Source organism: Candidatus Centipeda massiliensis, assembly GCF_900290285.1.
GTDB classification, from domain to species: Bacteria; Bacillota; Negativicutes; order Selenomonadales; family Selenomonadaceae; genus Centipeda; species Centipeda massiliensis.
Window position 1 is genome coordinate 70,909 of sequence record NZ_LT985754.1, and the last position, 25,649, is coordinate 96,557.

Here is a 25,649-nt window from a genome sequence, read left to right on the forward strand (position 1 = left end):
GATGCGCCGAGAGGTGCAGGCTGTGACCCGTAATTCCCCAAATGTGAAGCAGGACAGACTCTCCTTTTCTCCGATGACGGCAGATATTTCGATAAAAGAATTTGTTGTCTTACGAGGAAAGGAGATTTTTATGCGAAACTATCTGCCGCGCGTGGACTGGATGGTCGGGACGGGACTCGTCGTCGTCGCGATCCTCTCCGTCTTCTACGGGAGCGCGGAACTGACGAGCAACATCGCCTCAGGACTCATTGGCTTCCTCGGGCGCACGGTCATGATGCGTGACCCGTCGAAGGAGGGGATGCGATGAGCGCCGTCCTCCCCGCCGCAGCGATGCGGCGCATCACCTGCGCAGATCTGCGGCATCTGGCGGCGGCGTACCGTCCCGCACTCCATCACGCAGCCGCACGCTGCGCACGCGAGGTGAAGCTCTACCTCCACTGGACGGCAGGACACTACGGACAGTTCTTCGCCGACTACCACGTCCAGATCGACGCAAACGGCGGCATCTACGTCATCGGGGATGGCGCGCTCGACGATGTGCTTGCCGCGACCTATCTGCGCAACAGCAGGAGCATCAGCGCTGCCATCCTCGGCTGTGTCGGGGCGACGACCGAACAGCTCGGATCCGAGCCGCCGACCGCTGCGCAGATCGAATCGCTCGCGATGGCGACCGCCGCCCTCGCCGATGGGCTTTGGCTCAGCATCGATGCGGAGCACATTCTCACGCACGGTGAGGCAGCCGATAACGCGGACGGCGTGTACGCGCATCCTCCCTACGGACCGCGTACGACCTGCGAGCGCTGGGATCTTGAGTACCTCGGCACGCGCGAGAGTCCGATTTTTAACCCATGGGCGGAGGACGGATCGCGCGGCGGCGACATCCTCAGAGGGAAGGCGCAGTACTATCGGGAACAGGGCGGGTTCTAAGGGAAGCACTGAATTTATCTGTGCTTCTAAAAAAGACCGGCATTTGTCGGTCTTTTTTCATGCGATATCATTCTTCTGTCAAAAATCGGCGAATCAACAGCCTTCGTTCGACAGGCTCTTTTGTGAATCCCCCCGCTGCACCCTTGCATATCCTGCATAAATTTGATAGAATCGAAGCAACGCGGTTGTAGCTCAGATGGATAGAGCATCTGCCTCCTAAGCAGAGGGTCGCGCGTTCGACTCGCGCCAATCGCACCATCTTGAATCTGCAGACTTCTCACACTGAGAAGTCTTTTCTCATTTTATAAAGGAGCAATGACGTATGAAACAGTATTTATGCACAGCGCTTGCTGCAGCGCTTCTCATCGCCGGCGTTCCGACGGCACAGGCTGCGGCGATCGAGGATGAGATCACGGCGGCAGAGGCAATCGCCATGGATGAGGGCTATGTGGAGAGCGCGGTACCGCAGCTCTTCCCGTGGCTGAAGGTCGAGGATCATCGTCGCGCGATGCGCGAGGGAAAACGTGTCCTCGCATGGGGAACCTGTCCCGAGATCAGCGTTGAGGGCGACGACTATCCTGTCCTAAAGCGTGCCCTCCGTCTCTGGAGTCTCGAACAGCAGCGGTCATTGGAGCAGAGTGTCGATCAGATGGGGACATTCGCACGGGACTTCAAACCTGCTGCCGCCTACTATGACTATACGGTGGTGGAGCGCTGGGGACGCATCGATGATCGGGTCGTCAGCTTCGCCCTGCGCAATGTAAACTACAGCGGCGGTGCACACCCGCAGCACTGGATCGTAACGAAGAATCTGAATGTGCAGACGGGCGAAGAGATCTCCATCGACGAGATCGTGAACGGGCGGGAGATCCTCCTGAACGCACTTGCGGATGCCTTCCGCAAGCAGTATCCAAATCGGGAGAACGATCTCTTCGAACAGGATGTTGACAAGGCACTGGATGACTATCATATCGACGCGAACTGGCAGGAGTATATCAACTGGATGCTGGATGCGCGGGGCGACCTCGTTGTGTTCTACAATCCTTATGAGCTTGGGTCGTACGCTGCCGGCACCTTTGAACTAAAGGTGCCTCGGGATATGTACCCCGAGGTCTTTCGCGCGGATTGGTGATCCCCCATTTTTTGCCTGCACTGTGCCCTAGAATCCTCCACATAGCCCTTGCTATGCATCCGGTTTGTCTCCTTGACAGGACAAAAAATCTGGATCAATCTGACGAACTTCATTTTATCAGCGATTCCTTAAAAAACAAAAGAAAAAGCTCATCAGAGATTCCATTCGCCTATCTAGCGTCTGGAATCTCTTTTTTTGCAAAGAATCATTAGCCATCTTCTCCTATCCTGTGTTATAATTCTCTTATATTTGAAACGTGGGAGGGAAGGCCGTTGTTTGCAAAGACCTATGGTGCGACGACTCTCGGGATAGATGGACGGATTATCGACGCGGAAGTGGATGTATCGCCCGGGCTGCCGGGGGTTGAACTGGTTGGGCTTCCCGATACATCAGTGAAGGAATTAACGATGTTTGTAAGAGCGTGGGATTATTTCTATAAATAACGAACATCCTAATATAGAGACCGGAGGAGATGATTTGTTTGATTTGGGATAAGCTAAAAGATTTTTTTGATCTGCATGGTGACATTGCGTCAATACAGGAGATTACAGAGCGGATCAATGCCGGCGTGCGATTTCGGGGGACGAATCTCAGTGTCCTGATGCTGGCGATCTTTATCGCCTCCATTGGGCTCAATATGAACAGCACGGCGGTCATCATCGGTGCGATGCTGATCTCTCCGCTGATGGGGTCGATCCTTGGAATTGGCTATGGGCTTGCCCGTTATGACAGCACATACAGTCGTTCCAGTGCAGGAAGTCTGCTCGCCCAAGTGATCATTTCGGTTGCCACATCGACGCTTTATTTTTTCCTCACACCGATCGATGGCCCTTCGTCGGAACTGCTTGCACGAACATCGCCGACCATCTGGGACGTTTTGATTGCTGTCTTTGGCGGCTTGGCAGGAATCATCGGCGTAACACGCAAAGAGGGCGGGAATGTCATCCCTGGTGTTGCGATTGCAACAGCTCTGATGCCTCCTCTCTGCACTGCAGGATATGGCATTGCTACGGGCGTTATGGCGTACACCGTGGGTGCACTCTACCTGTTCTTTATCAACAGCTTCTTTATCTGTCTGACGGCGTTCATCGTCCTGAAAATCATTGACATTCCCTCCAAGATAGAGCGCAACTCCGTGGAATTTTCAAGACAGAAACGCTACCTGATGGCCTTTGCAGTGCTTATCACGTTGCCCAGCTGTTTCTTTGCGTATCAAAGCGTGCAGAAAAATCTGGAGAACGAGCAGGCGAAGATTTATATCGAGGAGAATTTCAAAGCACCACCTCGTCTGGCAATCTCCTATACTTTGGATAACGAGAAGAAAATGCTGACAGTGTTTACGATTGCCGGAATATCGGAGGATGATTTGACGGCATTGACGGAGAAGCTGCATGAAAAGAAATACCTCAGGCCGTTCCAGTTGGAGGTCTTTTCTGCCGAAACGGCGGAAGAGCGGGAAAAGATGGAGGCGATGATCGATCAGAGACTCAGCGAGGTCGAAAAAAGTGCCATTCCCTCTATGCAGGAGCAGCAGACTGTGACCGCACTCAAGTCTGCCCGCGAGGAAAGCGAGAAGCAGGGAGCTTACATATTGGACTGGAATCGAGAGGCGCGTATTGTATTTCCGCAAATCTCCCGCATCGCTGTCGGGAGTGTACGCGTACCCGCCGGGACTGGGGATAAATCGGCTGCTCTGAGTGAAACGCAAATTGCGTTCATATATCTGCAATCGGATATGGACGAAGCGTCGCGTGCTCGCTTGACCGAATGGATTTCGGACAAAGCAAAGAACCGTGTAGAGGTGCACTTCCTTCCTGAAGTCCCGGCAACAAATGAAAACAAAGGAGGAACTGTATCTTAGGACGGAGTCCACATATCGTGAAAAAACATGAAACTACATAATCATTCAGATTGTGTCATTCTGTGCGTCTTTCATTGAGAATCTTCATAGAGAAGGAGTGTATTTTTTTCCAGATAAGCTCCCAAGTTTATAACACACAACGAGAGATTCCACTCGTCACACTTGATGCTTGGAATCTCTTTGCTATGCCGAAATATTGGAGCGGGATTCACGCCTTGCGATACAAGGCCAAAACTTCATACGGTCTGAGGCACTCCTCCATGCCGGAGTAGTTGCCGAGGAGTTTTTGCGCATCTGCAAAGTCCTGCAGGGAAGCGTGGCGCAGGCGAACGGACGTGGGGCGGAAATTGCAGAACACCGTCAGCTGCTCCCCTTGCCATGTGCGCTCATAGGCGATCACGTCGGGATTGTCCTCCTCGATCAATCGAATATCCCCCTCCGCAAGGATGGGCATTTCATGGCGCAATTTGATCAGGAGCTTATAAAACGCCAGAATGGAGTTTTCGTCCTTTTGCGCCGCTTCCACATTGATCGCGGGATAGTTTTTCGCCAGAGGAATCCAGGGATTTTTCGTGGAAAAGCCTGCGTATTGCCGGGCAGACCACTGCATCGGAGTGCGTCCATTGTCACGGGAGCGGGCGGCCAGAATCTTCAAGGCATCCGCCTCCGCTGTGCCCTGCTCCAGAAGGGTGCGATACGGCCACGCCCCGCTCCTTCCAAAACCGCACCACATTGGCGAGTTCTTCCCGCACGTTTGGATTCGTCCAATCCAAATCCGGCTGACTTACATCGTGCAAATGCAGATACCATGCCCACATGGAGCAGAATCTCCACGCCGTTCGAGAGCGTCATGCCCACCGCATGGCGGGAATCCTCCATCAGCATCGTAATTTTGCCGGAGACCGGGGCGCAGAGCGTTTCGCTGATGGGGCGGACCGCCAGTCCCTCGCCGACAATGCCTTCTGAGAAAACGCCGTCGCCCACTTCTTTGAGAGAAATTACCTCCCCGTCCAGGAATGCCGTGAAGTCATGCTCGCTTTCCATTGCGCTTCCTGTCACATTCTCCTCTGCAGCGACGGTCTCTGCTGCTTCGGGCTGTGCCTGCTTGTCGATGCCCTTCTTTTTGCCCACAATAACCGTCAGGACAAAGGGCACTGCAATGGCGACCATCATAGCCATTGCAAACGTGGGCATGGTCTGGGGCTGCATGGAGAGAATGCCGGGGATGCCGCCCATCTTTCGCACCACCGACCAGCAGATGCCGACGGGTATGCCCACATGGAATACCGCCTCGCCGATGAGCCAGAGAAAATGATCCACGCCCGCCCAGAATTGGCTCAGCTCCACCAAGGTCTTGGTTCCGTTCTCGAACAGGTAAAGCTGATCGATGCAGTTGCGGAAACCTAGGATAAGTCCCCCGGTGATGATCGCGGGAATGAGCGGTGCGAAAATCTCTGCGGCGATGGCCGCTGCCCGCAATCACTTTCAGGCGGTTACCCGCGTCATTCATTTCGCCGAGGGCGTTGTGGATGAAAAAACTTCACAAAAAACAGGGCTTCCCTTGGGCAGCGACATCTATGATGTGCGCCGCATCCGCTATCTGGATGGAAAAGCCCTGATTCTGGATATCAATCTGTTTTTGCGTGAGGCAGTGCCCGATCTCACCCCGGAAATTGCTTCCCGTTCCATCTATGACTACATAGAAAACGATCTGGGCATGGTCATCGTTACCAGCCGCCGCCGCATGACGGTGGAGTATGCTGCCGATTTGGATATGCACTGGCTGGAAATGGGGGACTACAACTGTCTGGCCGTGGTCAGTGGGAGAACGTACAATGCCGAGGGCATACAGTTCGAGTATACGCAGTCCCGCCATCACCCGGAGTATTTCTGCTTTGAGGACACGGCGATCCGGAGAAGATCACGGTAGGTGACAGCTGCCCCGCAGCACTCCTTTGCGCCGCTACTTCGTCAGCCGACTGCCGCGCTGCAGTTTGTCGAGGTAGCGGCGCGTTTCATGTACGACAATGCCCGACAGTGCGATGAGGGCGATGAGGTTCGGGATCGCCATGAGTCCGTTGACGATGTCGGCGAGCACCCAGATCGCCTCAAGCTTCAGGAATGCACCACACGCGATGAGCGCGATGAAGACGATGCGGTACGGCAGGATGGCACGCACGCCTGCGAGGTAGAGCACGGCACGCTCGCCGTAGTAGTTCCAGCCGAGGATGGTGGTGAACGCGAAGAGTGCGAGGGAGATGGTGAGCAGTGCGCCGCCGATGCTGCCGTAGAGGCTCGTAAATGCCGCGCCCGTCATCGCCGCGCCCGCCGCATCGCCGTGCCATGCGCCCGTGAGGACGAGGACGAGTCCCGTCATGGAGCAGATGATGATGGTGTCGATGAATGTCCCCGTCATGGAGATGAGCCCCTGCTCGGCGGGTTCCTTCGTCTTTGCCGCCGCCGCCGCGATCGGGGCGGAGCCGAGTCCGGATTCGTTCGAGAAGACGCCGCGTGCGATGCCGTTCTGCATCGCCATCATGACGGTCGAGCCGGCAAATCCGCCCGCTGCCGCCGTACCCGTGAAGGCACTGTCGAGGATGAGCGCGATTGCCGCAGGGATCTCACCGAGGTGCATGAGGATGATCCCCGCGCAGATGACGATGTAAAGCACCGCCATAAATGGGATGATGCGCGCAGAGACCTCGGCGATGCTGCGGAGACCGCCGATCGTGATCGCCGCGATGAGCACCGTGAGCGCGATGTCGGTCACAACGCGCGAGATGCCGAAGGAGATCTCCACCGAGTCGACAATGGCGTTGACCTGCGGAAAGGTGCCGATGCCGAAGAACGCGACCAGCACGGTCGCCACCGCGAAGAAGCCCGCGAGCGGACGGTACTTCTCTCCCATGCCGTTGCGGATGTAGTACATGGGACCGCCCGCGATCTCGCCGCGCTCGTCCGTCGTGCGGTACTTCACGGCGAGCAGCCCCTCGGCGTATTTCGTCGCCATGCCGAAGAACGCCGCCATCCACATCCAGAAGATCGCACCGGGGCCGCCGACCTTGACCGCCGTCGCAACACCAACGATGTTGCCCGTGCCGATGGTCGCGGCGAGCGCAACGCAGAGCGCCTTAAAGCTTGAGATGTCGCCCGCGCCCCGGTTCTTTGCCCGCAGGATCAGCGAGAGTGCGCGCGGCAGCTGCACGACCTGAAGGAGTGAGAGGCGGATCGTCAGCAGGATGCCCGTCCCGACGAGCAGGGTGATGAGCGGAACGCCCCAGAGAAATGAGTCGATGGCGTTCAGCATAGGAAGAAATGATTCCATGTCCATACCTCCAAAGATGAAAATATGAGCTATTTTACCATGATAAAGGGCTAAATGTCCATGTATACATGATCGTATCTTATCAACGTTTTTTTCATCGTTGCAGGACTTTCGGACTAGACGGCGAATCAGAACAGGAGAGAGCTCGGGAGGAGGAGTTACCATGTCCATCATTGCCGCCTATGTTCTGCCCCATCCGCCGTTGCTCCTGCCGGAGATCGGCAAGGGCGAGGAAAAGAAAATCCAGCTGACGAGCAACGCGTACGAACGCGCGATCAAGGAGGCCGCCGATTTTCAACCCGATACCGTGATAATCGCCAGCCCCCATACGGTCATGTACGCCGACTACTTTCACATTGCACCGGACGAGGAGGCATCGGGTAGCTTTGCACAGTTCGGCGCGCCCGAAGTCGCGGTGACGGCGCAGTATGATACGGTGCTCGCCAAGGAGATCGCGGCAGAGGCGGCGGCAGAGGGGATCGAGGCAGGTCCTGTCGGCGGACGGAACGCCGCGCTCGACCACGCCGTCATGATCCCGCTGTACTTCCTGTACACCCATACGCGGGATTTCCGCGTCGTACGGCTCGGCATCTCGGGGCTGTCACCGCTGGTGCACTACAAGTTCGGCAGATGTATCGCACGCGCCGCACAGACGCTCGGACGGCGCGCCGTCTTCATCGCGAGCGGCGACCTCTCGCACAAGCTCACGCCCGAGGGACCGTACGGCTTTGCACCCGAGGGGCCGCGCTTCGACAAGGCGTGCATGAAGTACCTTGAGGAGGGCGACTTCCTAAAGCTCCTGCGCATGGATGCAGACGTTTACAAGGCGGCGGCGGAGTGCGGGCTGCGCACGTTCTGGATCATGGCAGGTGCGCTCGACGGGCAGGCGCTCAAGATCAAGAAGCTCTCCTATCAGGGGCCGCTCGGCGTCGGCTACGGTGTTGTATCCCTCAGGGTAACGCGCGAGGATCCGCGGCGCAGCTTCGCCGAGCGCTATGAGCTGCTTGAGCGGCGGGCACAGGAGGAGCGGCGTGCCGCCGAGGACGACTATGTGCGGCTGGCACGCCGCGCCATTGAGACGATTGTCGCGACGGGCAAGCCCGCAGAACGCCCTGCAGGGCTGCCGCCCGAGATGGGCGCACGTGCAGGTGTCTTCGTCTCGCTCAAAAAGGACGGGGAGCTGCGCGGCTGCATCGGCACGTTCGAGCCCACGACGAAGAACATCGCGGAGGAGATTTTGCAAAATGCCGTCTCTGCGGCGCTGCGCGACCCGCGCTTTCCGCCCGTCACGGAGAAGGAACTGGACGCGCTCGTCTACTCCGTCGATGTGCTGACGGAGCCGGAACTCGTCGCAGGGGCGAATGATCTCGACGTAAAAAAGTACGGCGTGATCGTCGAGTACCGTGCGCGCAAGGGACTGCTGCTCCCCGATCTCGCGGGCGTCGACACGGTGGAGGATCAGCTGCGCATCGCACGCAAAAAGGGCGGCATTCCCGAGGACGCCCCCATCCGCATCTGGCGCTTCACGGTCGAGCGGCACACCTAGGACGATGGAGACGATGGACAGCACAGGCGGCGCACATCCGGCTGCGGACGGGCGCCTCACCTGCACCCTCTGCCCCCATGCCTGCCGCCTGCGCACGGGCGAGACGGGCTTCTGCCGCGTGCGCTGGAACGATGGAGGTATCATCCGCGCGAAGAACTACGGGCGGCTCACTGCCCTCGCGCTCGATCCGATTGAGAAGAAGCCGCTCTATCATTTTTATCCCGGCAGCTGCATCCTCTCCGTCGGCAGCTTCGGCTGCAACCTCGCCTGTCCCTTCTGCCAGAACGCCGACATCGCCATGGCAAATGACCAGATCGAGACGGAGTATGTCGCGCCCGCACGGCTCGCCGCACTCGCAGAGGAGCTGCGCCGTCAGCCGCGCGGCAATCTCGGCGTTGCCTTTACGTACAACGAGCCGCTCATCGGCATCGAGTACATCATGGACACGGCTCCCCTCCTGCACGCGGCGGGGCTTGCCGTCGTCCTCGTGACGAATGGCATGATCTCTGCGGAGCCGCTCATGCGCCTCCTGCCGCACGTCGATGCCATGAACATCGACCTCAAGGGCTGGCGGGCGGACTTCTATCGGTGGCTCGGCGGCGATCTTGAGACGGTAAAGACGACCATCACACGCGCGGCGGAATCCGGCGTCCACGTCGAAGTGACGACACTCATCATCCCCGATCACAACGATGCGGCGGAGGACATGGACGCCGAGGCGCGCTGGCTCGCCTCTCTCTCCCCCGCGATTCCTCTTCACATCAGCCGCTATTTCCCGCGCCACCGTCTGAGCACACCGCCGACGCCCATCACGGACATTGACCGCCTCACAGAGATCGCACGGCGGCATCTGCGCCACGTCCACCGCGGAAACTGCTGAGAGCGCCACGGAAAGCACGGGTCAACCAATCAAAGGAGATGATCGAATGGCAACACGGAAAGTACTGTCCGCCCTGATCACAGCCATAACGGCGGCGGGGATTCTGTGCACGATGCCCGCCGGACAGGCGGCGGAGCAGGTGCGCCCTGCGGCGGAGCCACGGGTCAGCCGCTCCGATCCGCCCGCGCAGACAGCGGCTGCGCCCGCGTTCGCCATGGTTTGCACAGGAGGGAAGTGGGGCGCCGTCAACGCCGATGGCGCCCTCATCATTCCAACGGCATACGACGAGATCACCCCATACGCAGAGGGCTATTTATCCGTCCGACAGGGGCGCAAGTGGGGCATCATCCGAAGCGACGGCACTCTCATCGTGCCCGTTTCGTATCGAAAGATCGAGCCCATGGCAGAAAACACGATTGTCGTACAGGACGCGAAGGACAACTACGGCGCGTATGACGGCGCCGGCAACCTCCTGCTCCCGGTCGTGCACCGCAGCGTCAGCCCATTCTATGACGGCATCTCCTGCGTGGAGCAGAAAAACAAGAAGCACGTCTTCTACCGCCGCAACGGCAGCCTCCTCACAAACGATAGATACGAGGAGGCACAGCCCTTCTCCGAGGGGCTTGCCGCCGTCACAAAGAAAAAGAAGCACTCCGGTTTCATCGACACAGGCGGTGCAGAAGCAATACCTTGTACCTACGAGAGTGTGCAGAGTTTTCAGGAGGGGCTTGCCGCCGTCATGGTGAAGGGAAAGTGGGGCTTTATCGATCGGAGCGGTGCATTTGTCATCAAGCCTCAGTTTCGCAGCACGGCAATTCACGGCTTCAGCGATGGTCTGGCGATGGTGAAGGAGAAAAAGGGCTGGAGCATCATTGACCGAAGCGGGAAAAAACTGTTCAAAACGCGCTATGAGGAGGTCGGTCCGTTCGAGGACGGCCTTGCCGAGGTGTATCGAGAGACCCGCACCGCGAATATCGGCGGCTTTCTCCTCAAGGGGCTTGTCATTGTCAAGCATCTGCCAACCTTCGGCAGGGACATCGAGATGTTTGATGAGAAGCTCAAACGCGGCTACATCGACCGCACAGGTGCCGAGGTGATCTCGACGAAGCACGACTATATCGCCGCATTTGAGGACGGTATGGCGCCTGTCCGGATGCGGGGGAAGTGGGGCATCATCAGCCGTACGGGCGCCTATCTCGTGCCGCCTAATTTCAGTGCGATCCGCCGCTTCTCCGAGGGAATGGCGGCGGTGCGGTACGGAGACAAATGGGGATACGTCGGCCACAATGGTGAAATTGTCATCGCTGCCGTATATGAGGATGCAGCCGACTTCCACGAGGGGCTTGCTGCCGTCCGGCAGGACGGCCGCCCCTTCTTCATCGACCAGACGGGACAGAGCCCCTTCCGCGTGCCGACCACGATCACCGCGGTCGGAGACTTTGCCGCAGGGCTTGCCCCGGTCAAAAAGGGCGAGAAGTGGGGCTTTATCGATAAGACGGGCATGCTTGTCATGGATCCGATTTACGATGCGGCAGAGACTCTGCCGTGAGTGCATCTGCCCAGACTTTTCCCCTCCATCCGCCCTCACCAACATCTAATGACATAAAATATAGGAATCGCTGATAAAATGAAGTCCGTCAGATTGGCGTAGATTTTTTCGTCCGAACAAGGAGAGAGTCCGACGCATAGCCAAAGCTATGTGGAGGATCGAGGGCGAAGTTCGGGCAAAAAAGATGCGTCAAGATGGCGCGGCTGAATTTATCAGTGCTTCCTATAGGACGATAGAGCATCGTATGTATCTATCGTCCTATTTGTTTGCGCAAAAGTTTAATACAGGCATGAATCCCATAGAAAATATGGATTTTCTCTCCACGCGGCGAAGCGTGACAGGATCGTATTCTAACAGCACTGCCATTTTCATAGAAGATGCGTGCATTTGTCCCGTATATACGCGTTCATTTGCCCCATTTACAACGGCTGATGAATTGTGTTATCAAAAGAGGAGATGGGGTTTCGTTCATTTGTTCTGGATTAGTACTAACGTGAACGAAATTAGTGAAAGGAGTCATTTTTATGAAGATCCATAGGGGATATTCGAGGCGGGGTCTCAGCGCACTGATCGCGGCAGGACTGGCGCTCGGGGGCGTATCTGCATACGCGGAGACGATCACGGAGGACAATCACAATGTGACGGTCACGGATGAGCGCAGCAACGTATACGGTGCGAGAATTCTCGTTCATGAGGTGCGCGATGGCTCTGCCGACTACCATGCAAACGCGAATACGGTCAACATCAATGCGCAGGGCGTACAGGACGGCGATCTCTACGGAGCCTTCATCGAGCAAAGAGCCGCGCAGGCGGGCAGCAATTTTACCGCCGAGGCAAACGGGAACAAGGTGACAAATCAGGGCGGTGCGATCACGCATGCCACCGCTGCCTCGGTCAGCCTCACCGCATCGGATGCCACAAGTCTGAACGTGACCGTCGATAACAACGACGTGAGCGGCACGGGCGGCAAATACTCCTACGTGTTCGGCGGCGGCTTTGGATCCATCGCAGCAAACAGCGGCGCAGCGAAAACAACCGTCACAAACAATGATATCACGATTGAAAGCGGTGTGCTCAAAGAGGGATTCTCCGCAGGGGGCGGATTTGCCAGAGCCGAGACGAGACGCGGCGCAGCGGAGGCGCACGCGGACAAAAACACTGTCACCCTCAGAAATTCATCGAGCACCAATGGCGGCTACAGCGGCGGAACGGCCTATGCGCTCCCATCGGGCGCACGCGCAACTGCGACGGCAAATGAGAATGCCGTCACCATCACGGGCGGTGCCTATTCGGACGGGCGCAGCGTCATCGGCGGCACTGCAACCATTCTGAACGGTGTGGATGAAATCCTTGCGACGGCAAATGCGAACCGCGTCACGCTCAGCCCCGCAAGCGCAGTATGGGAAGAGGTCAGCGGCGGCACGGCAGAAGCACGCACAACAGCCAAGTCTACCGTAACCGCAGACGGAAATATCCTGACGCTGACGGCGGGCCACTTCGAGGGGGCTGTCTGCGGCGGCGATGCAAATGCCGATTCGGGCAGCAATACGGCAGTCGCCGCCGCCGAGAGCAATGTGATCTACATTGGCGGCGGGCGCTATGAGAGCGCGATCTACGGCGGACGTGCGCTGACCAAAGAGACGGCGAACACGACGGCGATTGCGCGCGGCAACATCGTCGAGATCTCGGGTACGCCCGATCTCAGCCGGGCACAGCTTTACGGCGGCACGGCACAGGCGGCAGAGCGCATCATCACAGACAACGCGCTCATCGTGCGCGGGACGAAGGGCATTACGGCGCAGAGCCTTGCGGATTTCCAGAAGCTCACGTTCTACGTGCCTGCAGGCATGACCGAAAGCGATACGATGCTGCGTGTGACCTCCACGACGAATACAAACCTGAAAGGGACGACGCTTGAAGCGTATCTGCCGGGAAGCTCTACGGCAAATCGCCTGCGCCTCCTGCGCACGGAGAATGCGCAGATTGATACCGATGGCGCGGCGACGATGACCGTCTACGAGGGCGTCTCAGGGCATCGCACGGCAAAGATGGGCGTCACGAGCGATAAGAAGGAGCTCGTTGTCAAGGTCGACGGCAGCGCCATCGACGGCGGTGTGACGCCGACACCGACGCCGACGCCGACACCAACGCCGACGCCGACACCAACGCCGACACCGACGCCGACGCCAACACCGACGCCAACGCCGACACCAACGCCGACGCCGACACCGACACCAACGCCGACGCCGACGCCGACACCAACACCGACGCCGACACCAACACCGACGCCGACGCCGACACCAACGCCGACGCCGACGCCAACACCGACGCCAACGCCAACGCCGACGCCGACACCGACACCAACGCCGACACCGACACCAACGCCAACGCCGACACCAACACCGACACCGACACCGACACCAACACCGACGCCAACGCCGACACCAACGCCGACGCCGACACNCACCGACACCGACACCAACGCCGACGCCAACACCAACACCGACACCAACGCCGACGCCGACACCAACGCCGACGCCGACACCAACGCCAACACCAACACCAACACCGACGCCGACACCAACGCCAACACCAACACCAACACCGACACCGACACCGACGCCGACACCAACACCAACGCCGACACCAACACCGACGCCAAATCCGGGCAATGGCAGCTTCGTCCTGCATGGGGACACGAAGTCCCTTGCTGAGACCATGGCAGGGACGGCGGCGTTCCTCGGCGCGAGCGGCGACCTCATCGCGGGCGGCGGCATGACGAGCGCCTCGACAGAGGCAGCAGGAGCGAGCGGATTCGCCCCCTTTGCTGCCGTCAGCGGATCGAGCCTGCGCCACGAGACCGGCTCTCATGTGAATGTCAGAGGCATGAATCTTGCCGTCGGGTTCTCACGTGAGGTTATGCGCGGCGATGACCGCCTCCTCTTCGGCCCCATCGTCGAGTACGGGCGCGGCAGCTACGACTCCTACCTTGATAACGGCACGCACGGCGAGGGGAATACCCACTACGTCGGCGGTGGCGTCTTCCTCAAGCAGGAGCAGAAGAGCGGCGTCTTCTACGAGGGCAGCCTGCGCCTTGGTCGCATGAGCACGGACTACGAGGCCGACCTTCCCGTCAAAGGGATCACGCGCCATACCGCCTACGATACGGACGCGAACTACATCGGTGCGCATCTTGGTCTTGGACATACGACAGTGGCGGCAAACGGGACGGAGCGCGAACTGTATGTCCGCTACTTCTACACGCATCAGAACGGTGCGAGCGCAACCCTCTCGACCAGCGACCGCTATGACTTCCACGCCGTCGACAGCCACCGCGTGCGCACGGGTGCACGCTGGACGATCCCGCAGGGGAGCGGTGCGCTCATCCTCGGCACCTCCCTTCAGTACGAATTCAAGGGCGATGCGGGCGCGACCTACCACACAGGCGGCTTCTCCTACGACACGGCCAGCCCCTCGCTCAAGGGACTCTCGGGCAGCCTTGCGCTGGGCTACCGCGCAAACCTCAGCAAAAATGCCACCGCCGACCTCAGCGTCGAGGGCTGGGCGGGCAAGCAGCGCGGCGTAGCCTTCAAGGCAGGATTTGACTGGAGATTCTGACCAAAAATACAAAGACCTCCCGCACCATCCACGGTGCGGGAGGTCTTTCGTTTGAGCGAGCGCCTTACAGCATCGCCGATACAGCAGCCGCTGTGGCAATGGAGGCCTGCGCCGCCTTCGATGCGAACAGCGGATCCGCACTCTGCTCAAGTGCCTGCTGCTTCATCTTCTCGATGGTTTCGGAGACGAGATCCTTGCCCGCCTCGGGGTGTGCGCCGCGCGTCACGACCTGTGAGACGAGCTTCGTTCCCTGATAGATCTGCGTGATGACCGAGCCGTCCGCAAGCACGCGCGTGATGACGGTATCGCCCACCTTTTCCGCCCAGTCGCGTGCCTCCGCCGCCTTCGACTCCTTGAGGTTTTGCAGCATCCGCGCGAATGTGTCGGACGTATCCTCCTTCGTCGCATGGGTGCGCTGCTCAGATGATGCGGGCACTACTCCACGGCTGCCATAGATTTTCTCGAGTTCCATTCCTATCCCTCCCTTCGCGCTTCCTGCCTAATTTAATGTTCCTTATTATTTCTATCGGAAGAATTCCTCCTCGCTTAAGGAATCGCTGATAAAATGAAGTCCGTCAGATTGGCGTAGATTTTTTCGTCCGAACAAGGAGACAAACCGGACACATAGCAAGGGCTATGTGGAGGATTTGTCGACACAGTGCGGGCAAAAAAGATACGCTAAGATGGCGTGGCTGAGTTTATCAGTGCTTCCTTAACAAATCCCCTTGAATTTGCACATTTTTTTCGCTACTATAAATACAGGGAGATGATGATATGAACGAGCTGCTTTCCTTTGCCTCCGACTATCTGGAGGGGGCGCACGCAGAGATCCTGCGGCGCCTTGTCGAAACGAATATGGAGCAGACGGCAGGCTACGGAAGCGACCCGTACACAGAGGCGGCGCGGGAAAAGATCCGTGCGGCGTGCCGCGCACCGCACGCCGAGGTGCATCTGCTCGCGGGCGGAACGCAGACGAACCGCATCGTGATCTCCGCGCTGCTGCGCCCGTATGAGGGCGTGATCGCCGCCGACACAGCGCATATCACGGTACATGAGGCGGGTGCGATTGAGGCGGGCGGTCACAAGGTGCTCGCCCTGCCGCACACGGACGGCAAGCTCACGGCGGAGGCAATCGAGAGGGCGCTGCGCGCGTTTCACGAGGATGCAAACCACGACCACATGGTGCGCCCCGGCATGGTCTACCTCTCGCATCCGACCGAGTACGGCACACTGTATACGATGGACGAGCTTGAGATCATCAGCGCCGTCTGCCGCACGAACCGCATCCCGCTCTTTCTCGATGGGGCACGGCTCGCGTATGCACTCGGCTGCGATGCAAACGAGGTGACCCTCCCGCATCTCGCACACCTCACGGATGTGTTCTACATCGGCGGGACGAAGTGCGGCGCACTCCTCGGTGAGGCGGTCGTCTTTCCGCGCTCCACCCTTGTGCCGCACTTCTTCACCATCGTCAAACAGAGTGGGGCGCTGCTCGCGAAGGGGCGCATGCTCGGCATTCAGTTTGACACTCTCTTTACGGACGGACTCTATGCACGCGGCGGTGCACACGCCGTGCGCATGGCGGATCGGATCCGCGCGGCACTCGTCGAAAAGGGCTATCACCTCGCCGTGGATAGCCCGACGAACCAGATCTTTCTCGCGCTCCGTCCGGAGCAGCTCGCACACCTTTCGGCACACGTCAGCATGGGCTTCTGGGAAAAGCGCGGCGATGTGACCGTCATGCGCCTCGCGACAAGCTGGGCAACGCAGGAGGAGGCTGTCGAGCGGCTGATTGAACTGCTGTAAAGGAAGCACGGCACGAGCGCCCTCATGCGGCACCGCTTAAAACAGGGCTGTTGCACGAAGCTAGAAAACTTCGTGCAACAGCCCTTGTCTATGTCAGCGATATCGCTACAAGCGCCCCTTCCACCGCTTACGCGGTCCCCCTCCCCCGTGTCGCACGGGGGAGGCTAGGATTATGGCATCTTAGCTTCCCCCGTCAGAGCGGGGGAAGTGGCGAGTGCAGCGAGCCGATAGGGGCGTTCGTGCAACACCCCCGTTTCGTATGTGCGTTACAGTTTGAACTTGTGCGTGGTGTTCTGCAGATCCGTTGCGAGCATGGCAAGCGACTGCGATGCCGAGGCGATCTCCTCGCTCGACGCGGACTGCGACTGAGAGGAGGAGGAGATGCTCTGCATGTGGTCTGCCGTCTTCTCCGTGATCTCGTTGACCATAGTCGCGGACTGCACGATCAGCTCCGTGCCGCTCGTGACGGTCTGCATGGATTTATTGATGTCCGCCATCTGCTCCTTGATCTCGTCGACCATGCGCAGGATTTCCTTGAACTGCGCGCCGACCTCGTGAATGGCCGCCGCTCCTGCCTGTACCTCACCGGTACCGCTCTGCATGGCACTGACCGCCTGCGCCGTGTCATGCTGGACACTGGTGATGCGCTCCTTGATCTCGTCGGTCGCCTCGCGCGACTGCTCGGCGAGCTTTCGGACCTCCTCGGCGACGACGGCAAAGCCGCGTCCCGTCTCGCCCGCGCGTGCCGCCTCAATGGCAGCGTTGAGGGCGAGGAGGTTCGTCTGCTCGGCGATGGCGGAGATGGTCTCGACGATCTCGCCGATCTGTTTGGAGCTCTCGCCGAGCTTCTCGACGACCTCGGAGGAGCGCAGGACGCTCTGCTCGATGCCTGTCATCTTCGTCATTGCCTCACTCATGAGGGATTCGCCGCGCTGTGCGGCATCCGCCGTCTCGGCGGAGCTTTCGGCAATACGCGCCGCCTTCCCCGTAACCTGCTCGATGTCGCCCGAGACGATGCCGATGTTCTTCTTCGCTCCCGCGAGGCTTTCCAGCTGCGCGTCCGTGCCCTCGGCGACATTGGCAACGGTACCTGCGATCTCCGTGGCGGACTCTGCCATCTGGTGCGCCCCCGCCGTCAGCTGCTCGGAGGCGGCGGCAAGCTGCTCCGCCGTTCCCGCGACCTGCCGTATGACATCGCGGATGTTCTTCATCATCGCGTTGAAGTTCGCCGCAAGCTGTCCCAGCTCGTCCTGTGAGGTGACCGGCAGGTCGGACTGCGTGAGGTCGCCCTTGGCGAGCGCACTGACATGGTGCATGAGACGCTCGGTCGCGCCCGTGATCGTTGCGGCAAAGCGCAGGAGCGCAAGGATGATCCCCACGACGAGGAGAATACCGAGGATGCTCAGGACGGCGTAGGTTGTCTTGAGGCTCGAAAGCTGTGCAAAGGCGATGCGCTCGGGCACGGCAATGGCGACGATCCAACCGGAGGAGGGAATGGTCGCGTAGGCGATGATCTGCTCCTCACCGTCCTTCTCCGTGGCAAAGTAGCCGTTTTTCCGCTGCTGCATCGTGGACAGATTTTCCTTGAGGACGGGATTCTCGTCCGCCTTGTGCATCGCCATCCCCTCACTGGACGCGATGATGAGCCCGCTCGGGTCAATGATGATGCCCTCGCCCTCGCCGTGATACTTCAGCTCCTTGACACGCTCGCCCAGCGTGTCGAGTGTGATGTCGGAGCAGACCGCGCCCGCGAACGCACCGTTTTTGCCGTTGTAGGGAACGCCGACGGAAACAACCATCTTCTTCGAGATGGCATCCTGATAGACCTCGGTAAAGATCGGCTTGCCTGCCGCCTTCGCGTCTTTGTACCAGTCACGCCCGCGCGGATCGGTAGAGGAGATATCCCCGTCGTTCCAGCTGATGAAGCGTCCGTCCTCCGCGCCATAGGCGAGGTCAAGAACGTCATGATCGTTGGAGGCAAGGCTCACCATCTCGCGATCCATCGCGACAGGATTGCCGTCGTACGCCGCAAGGAGGTTCGCGGTGCTCACCGCCTGCTGCTCCTTCTGTGCAAGCCATGTGTTGAGATCCTTTGCCTCTGCGTCGAGAATCGCCTCGATCTCACCCGAGGTGCTCTCCGTGAGCGCATCCTGTGCCTTGTAGTAGCCAATGCCGCAGATGGCGACGACGAGTGCCGCCATCAGTATGCCCATCAGCATGAGCTTCTGTTTGATACCCAATTTGGTTTCCTCCCCGCTTCTTTTGCGCGCATACCGTGTATGCAGTCCCGTGCATAGATACAAGTCTTATCATATAGTATTTTCTAAATTTAATCAAGTCATCTGCCGGATTTCGATGACAATAAAGGAGTCGCTGATAAAACAGTCCTGCAGATTGGCGTAGATTTTTTCGTCCGATTGAGGCAGCAAACCGGACGCATAGCCAAAGCTATGTGGAGGATTTGCTAACGAAAAGCGGGCAAAAAAGATGCGCTAAGATGGCGCGGCTGAATTTATCAGTGCTTCCTAAAAAAAGGGGCTTCCGTACGAAGACGTTTCCATCTTCATGCGGAAGTCCCTGTCTGTGTCCGCCGACGGCGGTCAGAGTTTGAACTTGTTCGTGGTGTTCTGCAGATCGGTCGCGAGCATGGCAAGCGACTGCGATGCCGAGGCGATCTCCTCGCTCGACGCGGACTGCGACTGCGATGCGGAGGAGATGCTCTGCATGTGGTCTGCCGTCTTCTCCGTGATCTCGTTGACCGTGGTCGCGGACTGCACGATCAGCTCCGTACCGCTCGCAACGGTCTGCATGGATTTGCTGATGTCCGCCATCTGCTCCTTGATCTCGTCGACCATGCGCAGGATATCCTTGAACTGCGCGCCGACCTCGTGAATGGCCGCCGCTCCTGCCTGTACCTCACCGGTACCGCTCTGCATGGCACTGACCGCCTGCGCCGTGTCATGCTGGACACTGGTGATGCGCTCCTTGATCTGGTCGGCTGCCTCACGCGACTGCTCGGCGAGCTTTCGGACCTCCTCGGCGACGACAGCAAAGCCGCGTCCCGTCTCGCCTGCGCGTGCTGCCTCAATGGCGGCGTTGAGGGCGAGGAGGTTCGTCTGCTCGGCGATGGCGGAGATGGTCTCGACGATCTCGCCGATCTGCTTGGAACTCTCGCCGAGCTTCTCGACGACCTCGGCGGAGCGCAGGACACTCTGCTCGATGCCTGTCATCTTCGTCATTGCCTCATTCATGAGGGATTCGCCGCGCTGTGCGGCGTCCGCCGTCTCGGCAGAGCTGTCGGCGACGCGTTCTGCCTTCCCTGTGACGCGCTCGATGTCGTCCGAGACGATACCGATGTTCTTTTTGGCGCCCGCGAGGCTTTCCAGCTGCGCGTCCGTGCCCTCGGCGACATTGGCAACGGTGCCCGCGATCTCCGTGGCGGACTCTGCCATCTGGTGCGCCCCCGCCGTCAGCTGCTCGGAGGCGGCGGCAAGCTGCTCTGCCGTCCCCGCGACCTGCCGTATGACATCGCGGATGCTCTTCATCATCGCGTTGAAGTTCGCCGCGAGCTGTCCCAGCTCGTCCTGTGAGGTGACCGGCAGATCGGAAAGGTGCAGATCGCCCTGCGCAAGCGCGTCAACATGGTGCTTGAGGCGCGCGGTCGCACCCGTGATCGTTGTGGCGAAGCGCAGGAGCGCAAAGATGATGCCTGCGATGAGCAGGATGCCGAGGATGCTCAGGATGGCGTAGGTCGTCTTGAGGCCCGCGAGCTGCGCAAAGGCGACGCGCTCGGGCACGGCAATGGCGACGATCCAGCCCGTCGAAGGGACGGTTGCGTAGGCGATGATCTGCTCCTCGCCATCCTTCTCCGTGGCGAAGTAGCCGTTTTTCCGCTGCTGCATCGTGGGCAGATTTTCCTTGAGGACGGGATTCTCGTCCGCCTTGTGCATCGCCAGCCCCTCACTGGACGCGATGATGAGCCCCGACGGATCGACAATGATCCCCTCACCCTCGCCGTGATACTTCAGCTCCTTGACACGCTTGTCGAGTGTGGCGAGCGATATGTCGACACAGACCGCACCACGCACTTCTCCTGCATGGTTCTTGTATGATTTTGTGGCGGACACCACCATTTGTTTCTGCGTGATGTCTTCGTATGGTGCGGTGAAGGTCAGCCCGTTCTTTTTGATGGCATCGTTGTACCACGGACGGTCATGCGGGTTGACGTGGTCGCTCACGTCTCCTCGAACCCATCCGATAAAGAAGTTATCCTCGGTACCGACGGTCACGTCGAATACCTCCGGATCGTCCGCCGCGAGACAGAGCAGACTCCGGTCGTGATTGTCGGGGCGATCTGCAAACTCGGACAGCAGATTCGCCGTCGCCTCGGCGATCTGTCCGCGCTTGGTGAGCCAGCTGTCGAGCTGCGCCCCCTGCACGTCCAGTGCCGCAGCAATCTCTCCTGCTGTGCTCTCCGTGAGGGCATCCTGCGCCTTGTAGTAGCCGATCCCGCAGATCGCCACAACGAGGAGCGCCATCAGCGTTCCCATGAGAAGCAGCTTTTGTTTGATTCCCAATGTACTCCTTCCTTTCTAAAAGATATATTGATAGATATTAAAATTTTATACCACGGCGCGGTGAAAAGCAAGGAGTTTATCATATTTTTCTAGTAAGCCGGAAAATAATGACAAATAATAGGAATAGATAGAGGATTTGCCGATGGATTCCGTCACTATGATGAATGTGACAGACAAAAGAAAATGCAGTACTCCTAAGCAAACCCTAGTGGAGCAAGCGGCGTAGAGTGTGCGACCCGCCCCCTGCGGATTTTAATCGTTCAAGCGCAGCGCGTTTGGAATCCGCAGGTATTTAGGCGGATGAGCACACGTCCGCTTGCGTAACGAGGGTTCTGCGTGGAGTACGCAGCGCACATCCGTAACAGTTGTCATAGACCCATGACTCCCCCGTTGCATTGCGGCGCGGGATATGGTAGGATAGGCGGTGTTTTCGCCGCAAAGAGCCCTGTGCCTTTGACGGCAGGAATTTCATAGGAGGTTCATCATGCAGGATGAAAAAAAAGCGGCGGACGCCATCACCCGTGAGGCGAGGCGTACCGCTGCGGCAGGGATTCTCTTTGCCGTACTCTGGACGGCGCTGGGATTTGGACTCGCGGAAGTCGATGTGCAGGTTGCGGGCTTCCCGCTCTGGGCGATCACGTCGAGTGTCGGGGTGCTCGCCGTGGGGGCGGTGCTCGCCGTGTACCTCGCGCGCACGGCGGAGGATATGCCCCTCGATGAGCGCACAGAGGAGGTGGGACGATGAGCAGCAGTCTCCTCGTACTTCTCCCGCTCCTCGGCTTTATGGCGGCGATGCTCGCACTCGGCTTTTACGTGCGGCGGCAGAGCACGGCGGGCGGTTTTCTCTCCGGGTACTTCGTCGGGGGACAGACGCTCGGCGCGTTCGTTCTCGCCATGACGATGGTCGCGACCTACAGCTCGGTCAGCTCGTTTGTCGGCGGCCCCGGCATGGCGTACGAGATCGGCTTCGGCTGGATCTACATGGCGGTCATCCAGACGACGACCATCTTCCTCGTGCTCGGCATCTTCGGCAAGAAGGTCGCGCGGCTGGCGCGGCGCATCCACGCCGTCACGATTGTCGATATCATCCGTCACCGCTATCGGTCGGACGCGCTTGCGGCGCTCGCGGCATTTGTGATCGTCATCTTCTTCGCCGCCTCGATGGTCGCACAGTTCGTCGGCGGGGCGCAGCTCTTTGCCGCCGTCACGGGGTATAGCTACGAACTTGGGCTCGTGCTGTTCGGTATCGTCGTCGTTGTCTATACATCAATCGGCGGATTTCGTGCCGTTGCCCTCACAGATACGTGCTGTGCGATTGTGATGATGCTCGGCATCGTCCTTCTCTTTTACTACGTACTGGAAGCGGGCGGAGGTCTTACGGCGATCCTTGCAGAGCTGCGCAGCGCGCATCCGGAGATGCTGACGCCGACGGCGGCGGGGCGCATGCCCGTTTCCCTCTACCTCTCGCAGTGGCTGCTCGTCGGCGCGCTCACGATTGCGCTGCCGCAGTCGGTTGTGCGCGGCATCAGCTATCGGAGCAGCCGCGATATGCACCGCGCCATGATAATCGGCACGGTCGTTATCGCCTTTATGAACATCGCCGTGAACCTCGTCGGCGTGCTCGGGCGCGGGGTGCTCGGCGTCGATGCAAAGGCGCTCGGCGGCGTGGACAGCGTGATCCCGCAGCTGATGGCACGCGTCATGCCGCCGGAGCTGCTGGGGCTTGCGATCATCGGCCCCTTGGCGGCGTCGATCTCCACCATCTCGGGCGTGCTCATCGTCGCCTCGTCCGCCGTCGTGAAGGATGTCTACCTCCATCACCAGCAGCAGCGCGGCAGATTCGTCCCCGAGCGGACGCTGCGCCGCCTCTCGATGGGCGTCACCGCCGTGCTCGGCATCATCGTCTTTGTCCTTGCCGTCGCACCGCCGTCCCTGATATGGCTCATCAATATGTTTGCGTTCGGCGGCCTTGAGACGGCGTTCTTCTGGGTGCTCGTCTTCGGACTCTTTACAACATGGGCAAACCGCACGGGCGCACTCGCGGCGATGGGCGGCGGTACGCTCCTCTACTGCGCGGCAATGGCGGCGGGAGTGAGGCCGCTCGGGCTGCACCCCATCGCCGTCGGCATCACCGTCTCCCTCGTATTCTTCCTCGCGGGAAGCTGGTGGGAGCGGCGCAGAGGAGCTTGACAGTGTGATTTGAGGTTGTTATAATAAAGACACAAAAAGAGTGACTGACGAGTGGTTCCGTCGGTCTCTCCCTCGAATCTTTGTGTCTGAAGAAAGAGCCTTCGTTACCTGTTTACGGCAGGTTCTTTTTTCTTGTCTATTTTACAAGCAAGAATATGATGTTGACCGCGAGCGTTGCCGCCGCTAGCACGAGCGAAAGTATTTCATACAGGCTCATGCACATCACCTCCCTTACGGGAGAAAACCTACGATCGTCAGTCACATATTCAGTATAGCACAAAGTTTCGATTGACGGAATAGGCACACTGCCTTTCCGTCTTTTTTTGTCTATGATCCTGTGACAAGCGGCAGAACGTACGCCTCCGTGCCCGCGATCTCGGCGGGGGAGAACCGCGCGCCGACGGCGGAGGGCGTGTCGAAGAGCATGAAGCACGAAAGTGTAAGATACCCCTCCACCGTGCCGGAGTCGACCGTGTGGGTGAAGCGCGGCTGACGGATGAAGTCCTGATACATCGCCGCGCGGCTCGGGCGACATATAATCTCGTCCGCGTTGTCGGGCTGCTTCTCGTGTACCGTCGCCACCCGCCCGCCATGCTTTTCGACCAGGCGGACGTGCTTGCCCTCGCGCCCCCAGATCTCCTTGCGGATGTATGTGCCGTCCTTGAGCGCGGCGAAGTCCTCCTCAAAATAAGAGGGCACGAGATAGCGTTCCACGAGCGCACATTCTGCGGGCGTGAGAAACTGCTCCGTCCGCGCGAGTGCGTAGACGAGTGCCATAAAGGACTTGTTCTGCAGGAGGATCGCCTCAGGCGGATTCATCAGAGCAAATGCGCCTTCCTTATATAAGTCCAGAAACATTGCACCGAGCGGCTCTCCATCCGGCGTACGCTCGTCGATCAAGATCTCCATTGGATGCAGACGATAGAGTGCTGCTGCATATCTGCTGTCCGCGAGGGGAATCCCCTGCTCGTCAATCTCCATCTCGTAGAATGAGAGAAAGCGGATATCCCCGTGCGGCACGCCCTCCTGCATCGTACGCATGAGAAACAGCGTCGTTGCGAGATCCTCGGGATAGTCGTCAAAGCAGGAAAAGACGAACGGGCGGTGCGTGAGCGTCTGTCGTCTCAGATCGGCGATGGGAGCGGCGAGCTGATTGTGGATGCGCGCGAGGAAGTCGCGCAGCTGCGCCTGCGTGCCCTCGTTTGGGTCCCGTCGCCCATCATACGCCGCCGCAACGCCATTGGCATAGAAGGACTCCACAAGAAAACAGGGCGTATCCGCATTGATCTCAACCATGCGGATACGCCCTTTCGCATCGAGGACGAAGTCGAAGCGCGCGAGCCATGTCGGCAGCCCAAACGCATTCGGGATGCGCAGATAGGGGAGCAGTTCGCGCGGCAGATCCATCGCACGTGCGAAGTCGTCGGGGGCGTTCTGCAGCACCTGCGCCGCCTTGCAGAAGATGTGAAACAGCCCTGCCGAGGCACGGCGCATCTCGTCATAGAACATCTGCGGAAACTCCTGCACCGTATGGGTAGGATAGCGGTCAGTATAGTCGCCGTATTGGATATAGGTGAATATGTCCGGATCAAGTGCGTCAATGTAGGTCTCTTTTTGCGTGCTGTTCACGTTACGACCCTCCCGAGGAGCGGAGCCCTGCCTGTCCGAAGCCGGATCTGCGGCTGACCTCGCCCGCCTTTTCGCTTTTCTTTTCGTTGTAGCTGCGCCCCGCATAGCTGTGATTGACCACATGTCCATGCGCGCCTGTGCCGGACACGGTGTATTTCTCGGGCAGCGGCGCAAGCGGCGCGTTTGCGCGGTAGGTCATCTGCGCGAGATCCATCGTGCCGCCCGCGTAGGAAAACCCGTGGAACGCAAAGTAGTTCGGTGCAAGGGGGGCGAGGAGGCTCGCCGTACCGAACAGCCAGACGAGGTCGCCCGCGCCGTCATGGCGAAAGGTGACGGCGGTCGCATCGTCATAGAGCGCGGTCTCCGTGCCGTCGCCGTTGTTGAGCAGGGTGTAGCGGCGGTCGTATGTATCGGCGAGCCGTGCCTCGCCCGCATTCCACTCGGGATGCACGGCATCAGCGATTGCAAAGGCAATATCATGACGATAGAAATACGCTGCACCGAGCGCCCCGACGGAGGCAAATGCGGCAGCGAGAATGGCGGCCTTGCGCCCCATGTTTTCCATGCAGAACCTCCTCTATGCAGCTTCTCCTGTAATCGCTCAAAGCG

General features: G+C 59.2%; 21 protein-coding genes, 1 tRNA gene and 4 pseudogenes. 16 read left to right on the forward strand and 10 right to left on the reverse strand.

Going from position 1 to position 25,649, the window contains the following annotated elements:
* Nucleotides 1–130 precede the first annotated feature (130 nt).
* From C8273_RS12690 to C8273_RS00395, 4 genes are all read left to right on the forward strand, one after another.
* Nucleotides 131–307 (forward strand): hypothetical protein, encoded by a 177-nt coding sequence (locus C8273_RS12690; protein ID WP_037359795.1) that lies wholly within the window; start codon nt 131–133, stop codon nt 305–307.
* On the forward strand, nt 304–927 hold the full coding sequence (locus C8273_RS00385; protein WP_106625918.1) for an N-acetylmuramoyl-L-alanine amidase: 624 nt from the start codon (nt 304–306) through the stop codon (nt 925–927). The genes C8273_RS12690 and C8273_RS00385 overlap by 4 nt, the downstream gene beginning before the upstream one ends.
* 181 nt (nt 928–1,108) lie before the next feature.
* A tRNA-Arg gene (locus C8273_RS00390) sits at nt 1,109–1,185 on the forward strand.
* 64 nt (nt 1,186–1,249) lie between these two features.
* Entirely contained in the window at nt 1,250–2,059 is an 810-nt protein-coding gene (locus C8273_RS00395; protein WP_106625919.1) for an RsiV family protein, read from the forward strand.
* Here the strand turns inward: C8273_RS00395 and C8273_RS13395 are convergent.
* A complete protein-coding gene (locus C8273_RS13395; protein WP_325050981.1) occupies nt 1,972–2,172 on the reverse strand; it encodes a hypothetical protein in 201 nt (66 codons plus the stop codon). The two genes, C8273_RS00395 and C8273_RS13395, sit on opposite strands and share 88 nt — an antisense overlap.
* Nucleotides 2,173–2,331: 159 nt before the next feature.
* On the opposite strand from C8273_RS13395, the pseudogene C8273_RS00405 reads away from it, so the two are divergent.
* Together C8273_RS00405 and C8273_RS00410 are read left to right on the forward strand one after the other, a co-directional pair.
* Nucleotides 2,332–2,478 (forward strand): annotated as a pseudogene (locus tag C8273_RS00405) (YifB family Mg chelatase-like AAA ATPase); the annotation flags it as partial.
* A 53-nt stretch (nt 2,479–2,531) separates the two neighbouring features.
* Nucleotides 2,532–3,920 (forward strand): DUF389 domain-containing protein, encoded by a 1,389-nt coding sequence (locus tag C8273_RS00410; RefSeq protein WP_106625921.1) that lies wholly within the window; start codon nt 2,532–2,534, stop codon nt 3,918–3,920.
* Between the two features lie 208 nt (nt 3,921–4,128).
* Here C8273_RS00410 and C8273_RS00415 read toward each other — a convergent pair whose 3' ends face one another.
* The 3 genes and pseudogenes from C8273_RS00415 to C8273_RS13455 form a co-directional block, all read right to left on the reverse strand.
* Nucleotides 4,129–4,575 carry an alpha-amylase family glycosyl hydrolase gene (locus C8273_RS00415; RefSeq protein WP_159060720.1) on the reverse strand — a complete coding sequence of 149 codons (447 nt, stop codon included), beginning with the start codon at nt 4,573–4,575 and terminating at the stop codon, nt 4,129–4,131.
* Nucleotides 4,547–4,738, reverse strand: coding sequence for an alpha-amylase family glycosyl hydrolase (locus C8273_RS13450; protein ID WP_106626802.1), 192 nt, complete (start codon nt 4,736–4,738; stop codon nt 4,547–4,549). The genes C8273_RS00415 and C8273_RS13450 overlap by 29 nt, the downstream gene beginning before the upstream one ends.
* A gap of 49 nt (nt 4,739–4,787) precedes the next feature.
* Nucleotides 4,788–5,156, reverse strand: a pseudogene (locus C8273_RS13455) (PTS glucose transporter subunit IIA); the annotation flags it as partial.
* Between the two features lie 199 nt (nt 5,157–5,355).
* Here C8273_RS13455 and C8273_RS00430 point away from each other — a divergent pair.
* Nucleotides 5,356–5,850, forward strand: coding sequence for a UTRA domain-containing protein (locus C8273_RS00430; protein WP_234343750.1), 495 nt, complete (start codon nt 5,356–5,358; stop codon nt 5,848–5,850).
* A gap of 33 nt (nt 5,851–5,883) precedes the next feature.
* Here the strand turns inward: C8273_RS00430 and C8273_RS00435 are convergent, their stop codons facing one another.
* Entirely contained in the window at nt 5,884–7,245 is a 1,362-nt protein-coding gene (locus C8273_RS00435; protein WP_106625923.1) for an alanine/glycine:cation symporter family protein, read from the reverse strand.
* A gap of 163 nt (nt 7,246–7,408) precedes the next feature.
* On the opposite strand from C8273_RS00435, the gene amrA reads away from it, so the two are divergent.
* The 4 genes from amrA to C8273_RS13460 all read left to right on the forward strand — a co-directional run bounded on the left by amrA (nt 7,409) and on the right by C8273_RS13460 (nt 14,838).
* Entirely contained in the window at nt 7,409–8,791 is a 1,383-nt protein-coding gene (gene amrA / locus C8273_RS00440) for an AmmeMemoRadiSam system protein A (RefSeq protein WP_106625924.1), read from the forward strand.
* 4 nt (nt 8,792–8,795) lie between these two features.
* Nucleotides 8,796–9,671 carry an AmmeMemoRadiSam system radical SAM enzyme gene (gene amrS / locus C8273_RS00445; protein WP_234343752.1) on the forward strand — a complete coding sequence of 292 codons (876 nt, stop codon included), beginning with the start codon at nt 8,796–8,798 and terminating at the stop codon, nt 9,669–9,671.
* Nucleotides 9,672–9,717: 46 nt separating this feature from the next.
* Nucleotides 9,718–11,220 carry a WG repeat-containing protein gene (locus C8273_RS00450; RefSeq protein ID WP_106625926.1) on the forward strand — a complete coding sequence of 501 codons (1,503 nt, stop codon included), beginning with the start codon at nt 9,718–9,720 and terminating at the stop codon, nt 11,218–11,220.
* 2,718 nt (nt 11,221–13,938) lie between these two features.
* Nucleotides 13,939–14,838 (forward strand): autotransporter outer membrane beta-barrel domain-containing protein, encoded by a 900-nt coding sequence (locus C8273_RS13460; protein WP_106625927.1) that lies wholly within the window; start codon nt 13,939–13,941, stop codon nt 14,836–14,838.
* 64 nt (nt 14,839–14,902) lie between these two features.
* Here C8273_RS13460 and C8273_RS00475 read toward each other — a convergent pair whose 3' ends face one another.
* The gene (locus C8273_RS00475) at nt 14,903–15,310 is read right to left on the reverse strand and encodes a hypothetical protein (RefSeq protein ID WP_106625928.1); all 408 of its coding nucleotides are present in this window, start codon (nt 15,308–15,310) and stop codon (nt 14,903–14,905) included.
* Nucleotides 15,311–15,403: 93 nt separating this feature from the next.
* On the opposite strand from C8273_RS00475, the pseudogene C8273_RS12805 reads away from it, so the two are divergent.
* Nucleotides 15,404–15,554 (forward strand): annotated as a pseudogene (locus C8273_RS12805) (secretion protein HlyD).
* A gap of 58 nt (nt 15,555–15,612) precedes the next feature.
* Nucleotides 15,613–16,644, forward strand: coding sequence for a threonine aldolase family protein (locus tag C8273_RS00485; protein WP_106625929.1), 1,032 nt, complete (start codon nt 15,613–15,615; stop codon nt 16,642–16,644).
* Nucleotides 16,645–16,910: 266 nt separating this feature from the next.
* Here C8273_RS00485 and C8273_RS00490 read toward each other — a convergent pair whose 3' ends face one another.
* Nucleotides 16,911–18,884 carry a methyl-accepting chemotaxis protein gene (locus C8273_RS00490; protein WP_106625930.1) on the reverse strand — a complete coding sequence of 658 codons (1,974 nt, stop codon included), beginning with the start codon at nt 18,882–18,884 and terminating at the stop codon, nt 16,911–16,913.
* Between the two features lie 176 nt (nt 18,885–19,060).
* Between C8273_RS00490 and C8273_RS12810 the strand changes: the two are divergent.
* Nucleotides 19,061–19,171, forward strand: a pseudogene (locus C8273_RS12810) (secretion protein HlyD); the annotation flags it as partial.
* Nucleotides 19,172–19,244: 73 nt separating this feature from the next.
* Here C8273_RS12810 and C8273_RS00500 read toward each other — a convergent pair.
* Entirely contained in the window at nt 19,245–21,221 is a 1,977-nt protein-coding gene (locus C8273_RS00500; RefSeq protein ID WP_106625931.1) for a methyl-accepting chemotaxis protein, read from the reverse strand.
* Between the two features lie 484 nt (nt 21,222–21,705).
* On the opposite strand from C8273_RS00500, the gene C8273_RS00505 reads away from it, so the two are divergent.
* Together C8273_RS00505 and panF are read left to right on the forward strand one after the other, a co-directional pair.
* A complete protein-coding gene (locus C8273_RS00505) occupies nt 21,706–21,966 on the forward strand; it encodes a DUF997 family protein (RefSeq protein ID WP_106625932.1) in 261 nt (86 codons plus the stop codon).
* Nucleotides 21,963–23,411, forward strand: a complete 1,449-nt coding sequence (panF, locus tag C8273_RS00510) for a sodium/pantothenate symporter (RefSeq protein WP_106625933.1) — start codon at nt 21,963–21,965, stop codon at nt 23,409–23,411. The genes C8273_RS00505 and panF overlap by 4 nt, the downstream gene beginning before the upstream one ends.
* Nucleotides 23,412–23,738: 327 nt before the next feature.
* Here panF and C8273_RS00515 read toward each other — a convergent pair whose 3' ends face one another.
* Together C8273_RS00515 and C8273_RS00520 are read right to left on the reverse strand one after the other, a co-directional pair.
* A complete protein-coding gene (locus C8273_RS00515; protein WP_106625934.1) occupies nt 23,739–25,040 on the reverse strand; it encodes a glutathionylspermidine synthase family protein in 1,302 nt (433 codons plus the stop codon).
* Nucleotide 25,041: 1 nt separating this feature from the next.
* Nucleotides 25,042–25,605 (reverse strand): hypothetical protein, encoded by a 564-nt coding sequence (locus tag C8273_RS00520; protein WP_106625935.1) that lies wholly within the window; start codon nt 25,603–25,605, stop codon nt 25,042–25,044.
* Nucleotides 25,606–25,649: the final 44 nt, after the last annotated feature.